The organism is Ohtaekwangia koreensis (genome assembly GCF_900167975.1).
Taxonomy (GTDB): Bacteria; Bacteroidota; Bacteroidia; order Cytophagales; family Cyclobacteriaceae; genus Ohtaekwangia; species Ohtaekwangia koreensis.
This window is the reverse complement of sequence record NZ_FUZU01000001.1, coordinates 1,383,825-1,399,424: the sequence shown is the minus strand read 5'-3', so window position 1 is coordinate 1,399,424 and position 15,600 is coordinate 1,383,825. Positions and strand designations below refer to the sequence as shown.

The window sequence follows — 15,600 nt, the reverse complement described above, 5'->3', positions numbered from 1 at the left end:
CTGAAGGATGGGTTGATCATATTAGTAACTGTAAACCGCTTAATCAGTGTTGCTTAAATTCCCCAGCCCTAAGGTTTATCTTTGAAATAAAATCCAGGAATCTGGTTTGGATTGATTGAAAAAATTAAGATTTCATAAAATATAGAGGATGTAATATTCGAAATACATTTAAGTGGTTGCAACATGTGTTCTCTTCGCAACTTTGTAATAGAAAAACACCCCTCATTTCATTATGCGTAACCCCTACTTATCCCTTCTTAAAACTGCATGGAAATATGCCCGTCAGGAGAAGAAGCGATTTATACTAGTTTATAGTATGTTCGTTATCTCCAACATCATTGTGGCAATTAATCCACTATTCTATGGTTGGTTCGTCAATTCACTTCAACAGGATGCTGCCGGTACATTACACAGTGGCTGGATCTACGTTGGTGGTTTCCTCGGACTTCGATTATTGGAATGGGCCTTTCACGGTCCGGCCCGCGTCATGGAGCGCCAGGTCGCCTTTGGTGTTGGAAAGAATTTTATTGAAGAACTATATCACAAAGTTTTACACCTGCCCGTAAAGTGGCACCAGGATCACCACAGTGGCGCTACGATCAGCCGACTGCGTAAAGCACACGAAGCACTCCGCGATTTTTTTCAAAACGGATTTATATACATGTACTCCTTCGGAAAGTTTTTCTTTTCGTTTAGCGCCATGCTTTATTTCTCACCATTATTTGGAGCCATCGGCATTGTATTGGGGGCGCTTACTGTATTAATCATTATCCGGTTTGATAAACCATTTATTGCATCTTTGAAAGAAGTGAATGAAAGAGAGCATGAAGTTTCATCTACCTTGTTCGATAGTCTTTCAAACATCGTAACGGTTATTACACTTCGTCTTGAGAAAAGAATTCAAAAGAGTTTCATGGAGAAACTGATGAAGGTGTTCCCTCCTTTCAAACGCAATGTTACTATCAACGAATGGAAGTGGTTCATCGCCCAGATGATGGTGGGACTCATCTATGCTGTAACAACCATTGGCTATCTATATCAGCACTATACTCCTGGCGAGACATTTTTCATTGGTGGCCTTGTGATTCTGCTCGGCTATGTAAACCAGTTTACCAGTGTATTCAATGATATAGCATCACACTATACACAGATCACAAAGTACGATGCTGAGCTCCAGAATGCACGTGAAATTGAGATCGCATACGATCAACTACATCATGTGCAGGAAGAAAGACTTTTACCAAAAGACTGGAAGCAACTTGAAATTCAAAATCTGAATTTTCAACGAAGTGGGAAAGGATCCGAACGTGTTTCCGGGTTGACTGACCTGAACATGCGTATTGAAAGAGGACAACGTATCGCATTGATCGGCGAAAGCGGAAGCGGTAAAAGTACATTACTTGCTTTACTCCGCGGTCTATATACTCCGAAGGAAGGATCAACCGTGGTAATGGAGAATGGACAGCTCAGTGATTTTGATAGCATCGCTAATGCCGTAACATTATTTCCGCAAGACCCGGAGATTTTTGAAAACACAATCCTGTATAACATTACGCTCGGATTACCCTTTACAGAACAGGAAGTAATGGAAGTTTGTGAAGCAGCTCATTTTGCAGATGTGATTCGTAAACTCCCTCACGGTCTTGAAACACATATACAGGAGAAAGGTGTTAATCTCTCGGGTGGTCAAAAGCAAAGATTGGCTTTAGCGAGAGGTATATTAGCTGCCCGCAGCAGCAGTATTATTTTGATGGATGAGCCTACGAGCAGCGTTGACCCGCGAACAGAGAAACTGATCTATAACAACTTGTTTAAATCATTCAAGAAAAAGGCTGTAATATCTTCGCTTCACCGCTTGCACTTGTTGACGAAGTTCGACTATGTATATATTTTGAAAAACGGTTCAGTCGTAGCGGAGGGAACGTTTGAAGAATTGAAGCGAACGAGTCTCGTGTTCAAAGAACTTTGGGAACACCAGGTATCGGAAGTTGCTACGGAATCTTCAAATGAAGATCCGCAGCCACTACCAGTTGCCCTGTAAGATATAATATATACCTATACCTGCAAGAAGATCAATATGTTTTAGTCGGATCTTCTTCCAGTTTTTCTTTTCCATCCCCTCCGAGACTATAGGAATTATTCTCTTCATCTTCGGAGCCTACCATTTCATTTCGATCATCTAGTTCGCTGCCCGGTATATCCAGATCACGCGCTGTGAAATCTACGGGCCATTTCCGATGCTTAAGCTGTTCATCATCACCTCCGTCAAGACTCAGATCTTTTGGTCCGAGGGCTTCTTTATCTTCTTCTGTAAGATTCGATTCATTGTCAAGCGGACGCGGTGCATCTTTAACAACTTCAATGGGTGTTGCCCGTGACAGGCTCAAGTTATCGAGATCGACATGAACACGTTCAGCATCATTGATCGGATTCATGATGTCTTCGCTTGGAGGATATTCACCCGGAAGTTTGTTTTCCTTACTCTTCCCCGCCTTGCTTTCCGAAGTTACTTTATTCTTTCTCATGGCTTTTTACATTTAAAGGTTTGTCAATTCAACTCTCTTGCCTGTTCTTGCGGCTTCGTAGATTGCCGTTAATATCCTGACATCACGTAAGCCCATTTCTCCAGGCACTTTACTCTTTTTCTTTTGCAGAACACAATTGGCGAAATCATCCATTTGCAATGCTTGCTGATTAACCTGCGCTATATTTAGTTTGCCGAGGTTGGTTTCCCCCTTTAGATCTTTATAGCCATATGCGGGCTTCAACTCAAACCATCCGTGTTCAGCATCTGCGCGCAGCAGGTTCATTTCTTCCGCGTAGCTACATTCGCAGTTAGCAACTATACCTCCCGGAAATTCAAGCTTCCAGGTAAGCGATTGCTCCACCTGACTGAATCGCTTCATATCCGTTTTAGGGCCTTCCTTGGCTGTTACTGCTATTGGATTTTTACCCACAGTATATAATGCACCTTGCACACAATATATACCGACATCCATCAGCGGCCCTCCACCTGCTAATTTCTTATCAAGCCTCCACACGCCAGGCTCTATATCCATTCCGTCTTTCGCTGTGATGACCTTTACAGCACCATGCGTTTTCTTCGCTGCGAATTCAGTCATGGTGAGATTATAAGGTTCGAAATGTAAACGATAGCCAATTGACAATAAACGATCTGCACTCTTACATGCCTGTATCATGTCCTCACATTCTTTTACAGAAACAGCCATTGGCTTTTCGCAGATCACGTGCTTGCCGGCCTTTGCAGCTCTAATGGTATACTCTGCATGCATCGAGTTGGGAAGCACAACATATACTATATCTATAGCCGGGTTATCCTTTATAGAATCAAAATTCTGATAGCTATAAACATTCTTCTCCGGAATATTGTATTTACGTTTCCACTCCTCAGCTTTATCTGGACTGCCTGTTACTATCCCGACAAGTTTACAACGCTGCGTTTCCTGCAATGCAGGTGCAAGTTGATCGGTGCTATATTTGCCCAATCCCACCAGTGCTACGCCAAGCTTTCGCGTAGGTTCCTGTATCACAGCAGACGCTGCTGCTTCTTCCTGAAGTGTAAACCCTTTGGAAAAAGCGGGTGTTGCAAATGCCAGAAAGGACGATCCGATCGAGCACGAAACCTGTTGAATGAATTTTCTTCTGGATGAAGTGTAATCTAAATTCATAAAGCATGGGATGTATATCCTTTGGGGTAAAAACCATGCCCAATGCTTTTAAATATAATGTGTGGCCGAGACTGATTTCTCGTAGCGTAAACTTATGGAATCAAATCGATGATTTAATTCTACAAACAAAACAGAAAGGAAGGTACTTTTTGCTTTGTTTATGAAATCAATTTCTCAATTGCTTTTTCAGACTTCGAAAACTGAAACGTTGCAAGTGTCCCATCCATCATTTTGCGAATCGCATCAAGGCTAAGGTTGCCAATGCTTCCTTCATGTGTATGATTGACTGTTGTCTGCGGATTGTAGTTACCTTGTTCTATATCCAGTCCAACTTTTTTATAGGCATCGCGAAAAGGTATACCTGATAAAACAAGTCTGTTGACTTCTTCCACGCTGAAAAGGAATTTATACTTTTCATCCGCCAAAATATTTTCTTTGACCGATATATTTGACAACATCAACTGCGCCATGCGTAAGCAGTCTTTGAGGCGTTGAATGGCCGGGAACAAAATCTCTTTTAGCAATTGCATGTCGCGATGATACCCTGAGGGTAAATTAGCAGTTGACAACGCAATATCATTGGGCAATGCAGCCAATTGATTGCAGCGTGCACGGATTAATTCAAATACATCGGGATTTTTCTTATGCGGCATAATGCTCGAGCCCGTTGTGAGTTCGTCCGGAAAACTGATGAATCCAAAATTCTGATTCAGGAACAAACAAGCATCCATTGACAATTTACTCAGCGTCAATGCTATATTTGATAACGCCGCAGCTACGATGCGCTCCGCCTTGCCACGTCCCATCTGCGCATATACTACATTGTAGTTCAGATCATCGAAACCCAAAAGCGTTGTTGTCAGCGTTCTATTTAACGGAAACGAAGATCCATATCCTGCAGCCGATCCCAACGGATTTTTATTGATCACTTTATAGGCAGCCTGCAGTGTAATAACATCATCTACCAAGCTTTCGGCATACGCTCCAAACCAAAGTCCGAAGGAAGAAGGCATCGCCAACTGTAGATGAGTATATCCCGGGAGAAGATGATTTTTATACTTGTCGCTTTGCGCGATCAACAGATCAAACAGATTTTTAACTTCTTCTGTTACTTCCTTTATCTCATGGCGGAGATAAAGTTTTATATCTACTAAAACCTGGTCGTTGCGGGAACGCCCACTGTGAATTTTCTTTCCTACATCGCCCAGCGTTCGCGTGAGCTCAAGCTCTACCTGCGAATGTACATCTTCAACACCTTCGTCAACTTTAAAATCACCTGACTGAATTCGCTTGTATATACTCTTTAACTCCGCAGATAAAATCTCAAGTTCATTCTTCTCCAGCAACCCTATAGATTCAAGCATGGTGATATGTGCGAGCGAACCCTGAACATCAAAAGGAGCCAGAAACATATCCATCTCCTGATCTCTGCCGACGGTAAATTTCTCTACTTCTTTAAGGGATGTTTTATCTTTTTGCCAGAGCTTCATGAATAGAAAAATTAAATTTAGAGTGAATTCGTTGATATATAGTTTAAGACTTCGTCTGTTGTATAGATCGAAGCATACTCATCTTTCAAATGCGACAGCGATAAACTATGGACCAGCTCAGATGAATAGGTAGTCCCATCTATACCTGTTTTATCAAATGCCGCAGTCGCATCCGACACCACCGTTGTTACAAAACCGAGATCACCAGCCATACGCGCAGTGGCCTCCACCGAGTTATTCGTTACAAAGCCAACAATGACAAGTTCTGAAATATTATTGTTATGGAGTGTCTGTTGAAGATCGGTTTCAACAAAAGCATTGGTAGTAGATTTTTGAAAAACTTTTTCAGAAACAAAAGGTTTTACAAACTCTTTCAAATCATTGCCAGGATAGCCCGGACGAAACGGAGATGACGGAAATATAGAGCAGTGTTGAACTATAAAGATAGGGAGATTTTTTTTCTTCCAGGATTCCAGCAGCAATGCTATATTTTGTTCAGCGTTGGTATTATTACGATTCCCGCCCCAATGGTTAGTTTCATCTATACCTTTCTGAACATCGATTACGATCAGCGCGGGATTCTTCATACCTACAGAATCACTTCGTTGAGAACCTTGATATAGGTATCAATGCCCTGCCGGATTTCATCCGCATATATAAATTCGTCAGCAGAATGCGAACGTGCAGAATCACCAGGTCCCATTTTAACAGAGGGAGTTGGGATCAATGCCTGATCGGATGTAGTAGGTGAGCCATAGCGCTCGATACCCAGTTTAATTGCAGCCTGTACCAACGGATGATCTTCCGCTATACCGGAAGGACGCATGCGCATGGAACGTGGCGACACTTCACTTTTTACATTTTGCTTGATCACTTCGAGAAGCTCTTCAAGACTATATGCATCGGTAACGCGAACATCCACTGTATAATGACATTCCGCAGGCACCACGTTGTGCTGCTTGCCGGCATTGATAATCGTTACTGTCATTTTTATCGGACCGAGTGTCTGAGATATAATTGGGAACTTGTAATTACGGAACCACTCAATATCCGGCAAGGCTTCATATATAGCATTGATGCCTTCTTCACGTGCAGCATGTCCGGCCTTACCGCGAGCAATACAATCCAACACCATCAAACCTTTTTCAGCTGTTGCCATCTGGCAAAGTGTAGGCTCTCCTACGATAGCAAAATCAATAGAGGGCAATGACGTCCATATACTTTCAACACCCCCCGTACCGGAGATCTCTTCTTCTGCTGTAGCTGCCAGCACTATATTATACTTCAGGTTTTGCTGAGGATAATAATGTAAGAATGTACCAATTAATGAAACCAGTGGTCCGCCTGCATCATTGCTTCCTAAACCAAACAATTTACCATCTATAATTTCAGGCTTGAACGGATCGCGTGTATACTGCGGATTTGGCTTTACGGTATCGTGATGTGAATTTAACAGAACGGTAGGTTTCGCAGGGTCAAAGTATAGATTCTTCACCCATACGTTGTTGCCTTTACGGTAAGAATGAACCCGCTCTTTCTCAAAAAATTCTTCCAATACTGAAGCTACTTCATCCTCCTCCTTGCTGAACGAAGGAACAGCAATGAGTTTTATCAACAGGTTCGTAGCTTTTTCGTATAATGAATCCATAATTTAATTGCTTAGAGCTGCGAGCTTATTGCTTCAAGGCACTTTCTCCTCAAATCACTTCACTTACCCGAGACTTACGTTCAAGCTTACAGCTTTTATATTGTTATTAACGTTCCCTCTGTTACCGGTCCGGTATTTTTCACGAGGTCTTTCGCTTCTCCTATCAAAACCTCTTTTACTCCGGTTTGTATAGCAGTATATGCATTTTCCAATTTCGGAAGTATACCATCAGCAAATATACCTTTAGGCAACAGCTCATCGTAGCGATTCTTTGGCAAGTGCGTGATCACAGAATCCGGATCATTAACATCCATCAAAACACCTTTCTTCTCAAAGCAGAAAATGAGTCGTACATCAAAATGCTTGCTTAGTGCAACGGATAATACCGAAGCTATAGTATCAGCATTTGTGTTCAGCATTGAACCGTCTGCATGAGTCAATGGCGCGAACACCGGCACTATATCTTGTTTCAAGAGTAAAGATAGCAACGATGCGTTCACTCCTTCTTCCTTGACATCGCCTACAAAACCGTAGTCTATATCTTTCACAGGGCGCTTCACGGCTTTGATCAGATTACCGTCTGCACCGGTAAAGCCCATGGCGTTGCAATTCAATGTCTGTAACGTGGCTACGATCTGTTTATTTACCAGCCCGCCATATACCATCGTCACTACATCCAGTGTTTGTGCATCGGTAATTCTTCTTCCATTTATATACTTTGACTCGATGCCTAACTGATCGCCAAGTTTCGTGGCAATCTTTCCTCCACCATGAATCAAAATTTTTGATTCTTTGATCGAAGCAAAATCTTTTAAGAAAGAACTTAATGCCTGGGGATTATCCAGCACATTTCCTCCAATCTTTATAATGAAAAGCTTATTCATGAACACTCCGGTTTACTGAAGCTTGTTTGTTAATAACTCATGAAGTACTGCCTGCGCAGCCCACACGCGGTTCGATGCTTGTCGCGTTACAACGCTGTTGGCACCATCCAATATCTCATCGCTTAATTCTACATTGCGTCTTACAGGAAGGCAATGCATAACCTTTGCGTTATTCGTTAACTGTAATTTATCATTAGTCAACATCCACGAAGGGTCGTTGCAATAAATTCTTCCGTAGTCGGTATATGTACTCCAGTTCTTGACGTAAACAAAGTCAGCATCTTTCAAGGCTTTCTTCTGATCGAGTTCTATACTTGCTCCTTTGGTAAATTTCTCATCCAGTTCGTAGTCTTCCGGATGCGTGATCACAAAATCAGATTCACCCCAGGCGTTGATCCACTGTGAAAAACTATTGGCTACACATTGGGGCAATGCTTTAACGTGAGGTGCCCATGTTAATACAATTTTGGGCTTTCGCTTTTCGCGGAATGTCTCGCGAATGGTAATGATATCGGTAAGACTTTGCAGCGGATGCAGCGTTGCACTTTCAAGACTCAGCACCGGTATACCTGCATATTTAATAAACTGGTTGATATATAGTTCGCTATAATCATCAACCTTATTCTGCAACGAAGGAAATGTACGTATACCCAACACATCAAAATACTTGCCCATAATCGGAGCGGCATCTTTAACGTGCTCAACTGTATTGCCACTCATGATCGCTTCATCTTCAAACTCAAGCGCCCAGCCATCCTGACCAACATTAAATACGATGACCTTCATGCCGAGATTCTCAGCGGCAATCTGTGTACTCAATCTTGTGCGCATACTTGGATTGAGAAACAATAAGCCGATACGCTTATTCGAACCAAGAGCCTGGCTCGTAAGCGGATTAGCTTTAAAGTCGAGTGCCTTTGCTACGAGGGCATCGATGTCTGCCACATCGTTGACGGAAATAAAGTTTTTCATTTCAGTTCTTCGGTCAATGCTGTTAAAAATAGATCAGCTTCTTCTTTTGTTAAAGCCAATGAAGGCAGCAAGCGAATTGTATTCGGCTTGGCTTCTCCTGTAAATATCTTATGTTTTTGTAAAAGATCGTTACGTACGGACTTTTTCTCTTCCGGCAAATCAAAACCTATCATTAATCCTCTGCCGCGTACGTCTTTTAGTGAAGGGTATTTCTTAAGTGCAGCGATCCAATAATCACCCTGCACAGCTGCGTTGTGAATCAAGTTCTCTTTTTCCATTACTTCGAGTACAGCGAGACCAGCCACAGACGCCAAGTAATTTCCTCCGAATGTAGTTCCCAGCATACCGCTCCACGGTTTTATATCCGGATGAATCAGTACGCCTCCTATAGGAAATCCATTGCCCATACCTTTCGCAGTAGTGATCAAATGTGGCTTGACACCTGCATGTTGATGCGCGAAGAATTTTCCGGTTCTTCCGTAGCCACATTGAATTTCATCGAGTATAAAAACAGATCCATTCTCTTTGCATTTCTTTTCAAGGAACTGAAGAAAAGAATCGGAAGGCAATTGTATACCTCCAACACCTTGTATACCTTCTATAATAACAGCCGCTATAGTATCATCAAGCACCTCGTTAAAAGCAGCTTCATCGTTCATCGGAACAAAGGCTATATCATGACCTGCATTGAAAGGTGCCACGATCTTTGGATTATCTGTAGCCGCGACAGCTCCTGATGTTCTTCCGTGAAATGCTTTTTTGAATGCTATAACTTTTTTACGCCCTGTAATAAAGGACGCAAGCTTCAATGCATTCTCGTTCGCTTCAGCACCGGAATTACAAAGAAAGAGTTGATATTCCGGATAGCCCGAGAGTTGCCCTAACTTGTCAGCAAGCTTTTCCTGAATTGGATTTTGAACGCTATTGGAGTAAAATGCAATTTTACCAAGCTGATCATTCAATGACTTTACATAATGAGAATGTGAATGGCCGATTGAAATAACGGCATGACCTCCATATAGATCCAGGTACTTTTCACCTTTGTCATCCCAAAGCCATGAGCCTTGCGCTCTTTCCGGAGTTATATTGAATAAGGGGTATACATCAAATAATTTCATTTCAGTAGAGCGTTTTTCGCCGAAAGCTTAAAGAGGAAGCTGAAGGCGGGTTTTGGGTTATAATTTAAGTTCCTTTCTTATTACGTCCAGTAATTGATAAGCATGCTTTACTTCATTTATATCTTTACCTATACTCCGAAAAACACAGATAAAGATATATACCTTAAAACACAATGCTCTTCAACTTCAAGCCGGTCGTTTCTTCCAAGCCAAAAAGCAAATTTATATTTTGAATAGCCTGACCGGATGCGCCTTTCAGCAAGTTGTCGATAGCAGAATGAACTACTACTTTATTACCTTCTTTTTCTATACCGATCAAACATTTATTCGTATTCACGATTTGCTTCATATCGATCGTATCATCGGAAACGATCGTAAAAGGATGACCTGCATAAAAATCTTTATATATACTCTTCAGGTCATCGAGTGAACGATCCGTTGTAATGCAGGAGCTCACAAAAATTCCGCGCGCAAAATCACCGCGCCATGGAATGAAATTTATAGCATCGCTGAATCCAGACTGAAGTTGTTTCAAGGATTGATTGATCTCCTTCAGATGCTGGTGCGTAAGCGTTTTATAGGCCGATATATTATTCGCACGCCACGTAAAATGCGTAGTATCCTGTAACTTCTGCCCGGCTCCGGTAGAGCCTGTGATACCCGTTGCAAAAACTTCTTTTAATATACCTGCCTTTGCTAAAGGAAGTAATCCAAGCTGAATAGCGGTAGCGAAGCATCCCGGATTCGCTATATTACTTGCCTTCTTTATAGCTTCTCTGTTCAACTCTGGCAATCCATATACAAATGATCGGCCCTGAACGGATTCTCCTAATCTGAAATCCTGACTGAGATCTATAACTTTAATCCTGGCATCAATAGCATTGTCCTGAAGAAACTTTTTACTTTCCCCATGACCAAGGCATATAATTAATGCGTCTACATCCTGCTGCAGTGTATCTGTAAATTTCAGTTCAGTATCACCCTGCAAATCTGCGTGCACAGAGTATAGCGGATTACCTGCATTACTCCGGCTATGAACAAAAGACAACTCGGCTTGTGGATGGTTCAGCAACAACCGGATCGTTTCACCGCCTCCGTATCCTGCACCGCCTATAATGCCTACTCGTATTTTTGTGTTCGTCATTTCTTTATTTTTTAAGCGGAATAGAAAAACTAAAGCCTTGGCCTACGCCTTTAGCTTTTAGCTTCATTCTCTTCCTTCACCTGATGATATATAGCAGTCTGGTTGCCGAAGATCTTCGTGAAGCCTTTCACATCATCGCCCGTCCAACCGAGATTCATTTCACCGTACTTGCCAAACTTCGATGACATGAGATCATAGGATGATTCAATGCCCAGCACCTGGTATCTATAGGGATGGAGTTGTATAGTAACATCACCGGTTACATTTTGCTGAGCATTCGTGAGGAAAGCCTCGATGTCGCGCATGATCGGATCCAGGTATTGTCCTTCGTGTAACCAGTTACCATAAAATTGTGCAAGCTGATCTTTCCAGCTGAGTTGCCATTTGGTAAGCACGTGTTTCTCCAGTGCATGATGCGCCTTCAACACGAGTATAGGAGCGGCAGCTTCAAAGCCTACGCGACCCTTTATACCTATGATCGTATCGCCTACATGTATATCTCTGCCAATCCCGTAAGGGCCTGCTATAGACTGCAGGTGTTGAATTGCTTCTACCGGATGGGCGAAACTTTTATCATTTATTTTCTTAAGCTCACCTTTCTCGAAAGTAAGTTTCACTTGTTCACTTCCTGCCTTCGTAACTTGTGTAGGCCACGCTTCTTCGGGCAACATGCCCAGCGACTTCAATGTCTCCTTCCCTCCTACAGATGTTCCCCATATACCTTTGTTGATGGAGTATATCGCTTTCTCGAAATTCATTTGTACACCTTTCGATTTCAGGAAAGCAATTTCTTCTTCACGTGACAGTTTCAATTCACGGATCGGTGTGATGATCTCTATACCGGGCACAAGTATATTCAGGATCATATCGAAACGAACCTGGTCGTTACCAGCTCCAGTGCTTCCGTGTGCCACTGCATCAGCTTTAATCTCCTTTGCATAGATCGCCACAGCCAACGCTTGCGACATACGCTCGGCACTTACACTAAGCGGATAGGTATTGTTCTTTAGTATATTTCCATAGATGAGGTAGCGGATTACCTTCTCGTAATAGTTCTTTGTTTCGTCTACTGTTTTGTGTGAAGCAACGCCAAGATTTTTAGCACGCGCTTCAATCTCTTTGATTTCCTTTTCATCAAAACCACCGGTATTTACCGTGATGGTATGAATCTCATATCCTTTTTCTTCACCTAAATACTTTACACAATACGAGGTATCAAGACCTCCGCTGAATGCTAATACGACTTTCTTTTTACTCATCTGTATATTTTTTAAAGCTGTGCCTGGGTGTGTTTGTTTATGTGTGCGCTTCCTTTAAGCGAAGCTAAATTTAGACATACCTATCTTATACAAAACTATATGCTGACTTAAATCAACACTGTTTAGTATAGACTTACTTCTCTGCTTCTGATTTTACCAAAAGAAGAAAAAGCTTAACAAAGATTTCCTATCGGATTTATCTCCGTTGCCTTCGTCTTTTTTACGGGAGGATTTCAACAGAACGAATTGTTTGAAGCGCACCCAGCGTTCAAACAGTTTGAAGTTGCCTTTGAACTCGCGATGGCGATGTGTTACCAGTTCTCCTTCAGGCGTCACTACTGTCTCAGCAACTTTCACAGGCGTTGCTTGTGTCAGAGCTTTGGCAGCTTCTGCTGCTTTGATCTTTGCTTCTGCTTCTGCAGGGTCAAACAACATGGCAGTACACATGCAGTTCTTTCTGCCTTTGCTCATCAGTATCTCATAGTTCACACAGCTCTGGCAGCCTTTCCAAAACTCTTCATCGTTGGTAAGTTCAGAATAGGTAACAGGCTCGTAACCAAGATCAGAGTTGATCTTCATTACTGCGAGACCGGTAGTAAGACCAAATATTTTAGCGTGAGGATATTTCTCACGTGACAAGTTGAAGACTTTGTGTTTGATTTCCGTTGCTACACCTGTCTTACGAAATGCAGGAGAAACAATAAGACCGGAGTTGGCTACATACTTATCATGCTCCCATGCTTCTATATAGCAAAAGCCAACCCATGTACCCTGATCTGTTACAGCGATGATCGCTTTACCTTCTTCCATCTTCTTCTCGATGTATAGAGGTGAGCGCTTGGCAATACCGGTACCACGCGCTTTTGCAGATTCTTCCATCTCGTTTGTGATGGTCTCTGCGTAATGTTTATCGTCAGCTGTTGCCAGTCTGACAATTATAATTTGATTTTCCAATGTGAATTCTGAATTATAAAGTGATGATGAATTGAAAACTCCGTGCCCGGGGAAAAGCACAAAAACGCAATGTCCTTGACATCACGTTAAATCAACAACAAGTTGTATGATGGAGGTATCAGATACGCGCAAAGCGTACGGGTCGCGGTCGCCTGGTCACCATACAGGCGTTAAATAAGAACTGGAACGTTCTATCAGATTGGTAAGCAGCCTTAGCAGCTTTTATTATGGTGAACAATGTTTTCAATTTCTTTTCAAGCGTTAAAGTGAAACGTTAGATGAAAATCATTCAGTTTATGTTTTTGTTTTCTTTCTAAATCCAAATGCAAAATTAAACGGAAAAGTTTGTTTAATGGCAAACATTTGCATAAGAACTTTACTTTTTTTTTACAACCACTAACTTCCGTTAGTAAATCAACCGCTAGAGAGGCGCAATATTAACCGAGAATTTTTGCTTCAATCGTGACGGCTAGACGCTTTGATCTTCATGCTGCTCACACTAAATCTCAACGTTCCTGTATAGGCTATAGACTCATAAAGTAATCAGATGTTACTATCTAAAATCATACATCAGATAGGTATGATGCTCTCTTCAACTTTACTGACTATGCTATAGCAACAACTATAGGTTATAACTTCAAACAACTATTTCAACTCAGGCAACGATAATTTGAATTTTACCGCTACGATGCGGATGGCGATGATAACGCCTGCAGAGATTAGAAGCGTAGTGTTTCGCTCCATGGAAGTATGCAGATCAAGTAACAGGTAACACACTGCTCCTGCCAGACACGCTGTCGCATAGATCTCTTTTCGAAAGATTACCGGTGTCTCGTTGGTAAGTGTATCGCGGATCACACCTCCCATAATAGCCGAGAACATTCCCATGATTGCAGCGATCTCCGGGCGAACACCAAGACTCAATGATTTCTCGACACCGAGCACAGTAAAGAACGCTATTCCAAAAGTATCGAAGAGGAAAAATGTTTTACGTAACCGAATGATATACCGAAAGAAAACTATAGCTGAAATTACACCGGCTATAATGCTGTAGAGAAAATTTATGTCACCAACCCACACAAGCGGATAACTTCCCAGGATCATATCGCGTAAACTTCCGCCTCCTATAGCGGTAACAAACCCGGTGAAGCCGGCACCAAACCAATCGTGTTCTTTGTCCTGGATGGCAAGTGCTCCGGATATAGCAAAGAAGAATGTACCAAAAAGCTCCAGTGAATATTGAAGATTCATGGTGTTAAAGTTAAGAGAAGTATTGGTCTGAATTATATCCTGACAGTGAATACAAACAATCACTGAAAATATCAGAGTGGTACGCTCATAAAAAAGCTTCCATGAGGAAGCTTTTTTATATCGGGATCATGTCCACTAAAAATCAGGACAAGGAATAATAAGTTTATCCTTTGGTGGCTTACGGGGGTTCCGCATGGGCCAGGTATATACAAGGCTGAATTCGTGAGCACCACCGCTACCGGAGCCAAGCTTGGAGATAGTAAAGTCGTAGCTATAGCCTATGTTGATAGCATCTTTTGCTCCGAGCTTGGTAAAGCCAAGAAGCAATACGATCGACTCATTGTTAACAACACCTCCTAAATTTTTAAAAGGTACTCCACGATACCACGTTCCAAGAACGAGTGGCTCAAAAGTAAAATACATTCCGAGATCAACCTGATCCCATTGTCCCTGGTGACGATATTGAAAAGCCGGTGCTATACTTCGCTCGGATTTACGGGCATATACACCGCTTCCTACTACTCCAGGCTTCATGTAAAATTTGAATCCACCATGCACCGACATCTTTACCGGCAGTTTGCTTTCTTCTCCTATCAAGCTTTGATTAGGGCGGGTAAGGTGCCACGTTGAAACTCCGAGCCATGCATTCCTGGTAAAGAATACTCCACCAAAAGAAAGATCAACAAATGTTCTGCTGGATTGTGTATTAAATGTTTCTGCCGTTTCGCTGCTAATGATCTGTCCTGTGCTCTGATCGAACTGATCACCAAAAGTCAACTTATCAAAGTTTACATCACGGTTAAACAATGCGATCTGTACTCCGGGACGGAAGCCCAGATATTTTGTAAGTTGAAGTTCATATGAGTATTGCAACCCAAGACTAATGGATTGCAAGCCAGCCAGTCCCTCGCGGTCACGCGTAAGAATAACACCAATACCACTGTTCTTGTCTTCGATAAAATAATCGAAGTATGCGGACATCGTAGTGAAGTTCGCATCAATAGCGGGCCACTGATTTCTATAATTTATACCAGCTCTTGCCTGGTTCGTAGCCCCGGTAAGTGCAGGGTTCAGATATAGGGGAGCAGCATAAAATTGAGAAAATTGAGGATCCTGGGCAGTTACCGCACCAACCAGCACCAGCATTAATATACCTGAAAGCAGGAGTATCCTGTACATCGAGTCGTGTTC

At 42.2% G+C, this 15,600-nt stretch carries 14 protein-coding genes; 1 reads left to right on the top strand and 13 read right to left on the bottom strand.

Going from position 1 to position 15,600, the window contains the following annotated elements; translation table 11 throughout:
• Positions 1-232: 232 nt before the first annotated feature.
• A complete protein-coding gene (locus tag B5Y40_RS05915; protein ID WP_079685756.1) occupies positions 233-2,041 on the top strand; it encodes an ABC transporter ATP-binding protein in 1,809 nt (602 codons plus the stop codon).
• 31 nt (positions 2,042-2,072) lie between these two features.
• Here B5Y40_RS05915 and B5Y40_RS05910 read toward each other — a convergent pair whose 3' ends face one another.
• The 13 genes from B5Y40_RS05910 to B5Y40_RS05850 all read right to left on the bottom strand — a co-directional run bounded on the left by B5Y40_RS05910 (position 2,073) and on the right by B5Y40_RS05850 (position 15,588).
• Positions 2,073-2,525, bottom strand: a complete 453-nt coding sequence (locus B5Y40_RS05910) for a hypothetical protein (protein WP_079685755.1) — start codon at positions 2,523-2,525, stop codon at positions 2,073-2,075.
• 12 nt (positions 2,526-2,537) lie between these two features.
• Positions 2,538-3,689, bottom strand: coding sequence for a Gfo/Idh/MocA family protein (locus B5Y40_RS05905; RefSeq protein WP_079685754.1), 1,152 nt, complete (start codon positions 3,687-3,689; stop codon positions 2,538-2,540).
• Between the two features lie 158 nt (positions 3,690-3,847).
• Entirely contained in the window at positions 3,848-5,179 is a 1,332-nt protein-coding gene (argH, locus tag B5Y40_RS05900; protein ID WP_079685753.1) for an argininosuccinate lyase, read from the bottom strand.
• A 17-nt stretch (positions 5,180-5,196) separates the two neighbouring features.
• Complete coding sequence (locus B5Y40_RS05895; RefSeq protein ID WP_079685752.1) at positions 5,197-5,766, bottom strand: cysteine hydrolase family protein; 570 nt, start codon at positions 5,764-5,766, stop codon at positions 5,197-5,199.
• Positions 5,767-5,768: 2 nt separating this feature from the next.
• The gene (locus B5Y40_RS05890; protein WP_079685751.1) at positions 5,769-6,827 is read right to left on the bottom strand and encodes a M20 family metallo-hydrolase; all 1,059 of its coding nucleotides are present in this window, start codon (positions 6,825-6,827) and stop codon (positions 5,769-5,771) included.
• Positions 6,828-6,922: 95 nt separating this feature from the next.
• The gene (argB, locus tag B5Y40_RS05885; protein WP_079685750.1) at positions 6,923-7,711 is read right to left on the bottom strand and encodes an acetylglutamate kinase; all 789 of its coding nucleotides are present in this window, start codon (positions 7,709-7,711) and stop codon (positions 6,923-6,925) included.
• Between the two features lie 12 nt (positions 7,712-7,723).
• Entirely contained in the window at positions 7,724-8,683 is a 960-nt protein-coding gene (locus tag B5Y40_RS05880; RefSeq protein WP_079685749.1) for a Rossmann-fold NAD(P)-binding domain-containing protein, read from the bottom strand.
• Positions 8,680-9,801, bottom strand: coding sequence for an aspartate aminotransferase family protein (locus B5Y40_RS05875; RefSeq protein WP_079685748.1), 1,122 nt, complete (start codon positions 9,799-9,801; stop codon positions 8,680-8,682). The genes B5Y40_RS05880 and B5Y40_RS05875 overlap by 4 nt, the downstream gene beginning before the upstream one ends.
• Before the next feature lie 163 nt (positions 9,802-9,964).
• Complete coding sequence (gene argC, locus B5Y40_RS05870; RefSeq protein ID WP_079685747.1) at positions 9,965-10,945, bottom strand: N-acetyl-gamma-glutamyl-phosphate reductase; 981 nt, start codon at positions 10,943-10,945, stop codon at positions 9,965-9,967.
• A gap of 50 nt (positions 10,946-10,995) precedes the next feature.
• Positions 10,996-12,204: an argininosuccinate synthase gene (argG, locus tag B5Y40_RS05865; protein ID WP_079685746.1), complete on the bottom strand. Its 1,209-nt coding sequence runs from the start codon at positions 12,202-12,204 to the stop codon at positions 10,996-10,998.
• A 153-nt stretch (positions 12,205-12,357) separates the two neighbouring features.
• Positions 12,358-13,158: a GNAT family N-acetyltransferase gene (locus B5Y40_RS05860; protein WP_079687100.1), complete on the bottom strand. Its 801-nt coding sequence runs from the start codon at positions 13,156-13,158 to the stop codon at positions 12,358-12,360.
• Positions 13,159-13,803: 645 nt separating this feature from the next.
• Entirely contained in the window at positions 13,804-14,409 is a 606-nt protein-coding gene (locus B5Y40_RS05855) for a trimeric intracellular cation channel family protein (protein ID WP_079685745.1), read from the bottom strand.
• Between the two features lie 135 nt (positions 14,410-14,544).
• Positions 14,545-15,588: a PorP/SprF family type IX secretion system membrane protein gene (locus tag B5Y40_RS05850; RefSeq protein ID WP_079685744.1), complete on the bottom strand. Its 1,044-nt coding sequence runs from the start codon at positions 15,586-15,588 to the stop codon at positions 14,545-14,547.
• Positions 15,589-15,600 lie beyond the last annotated feature (12 nt).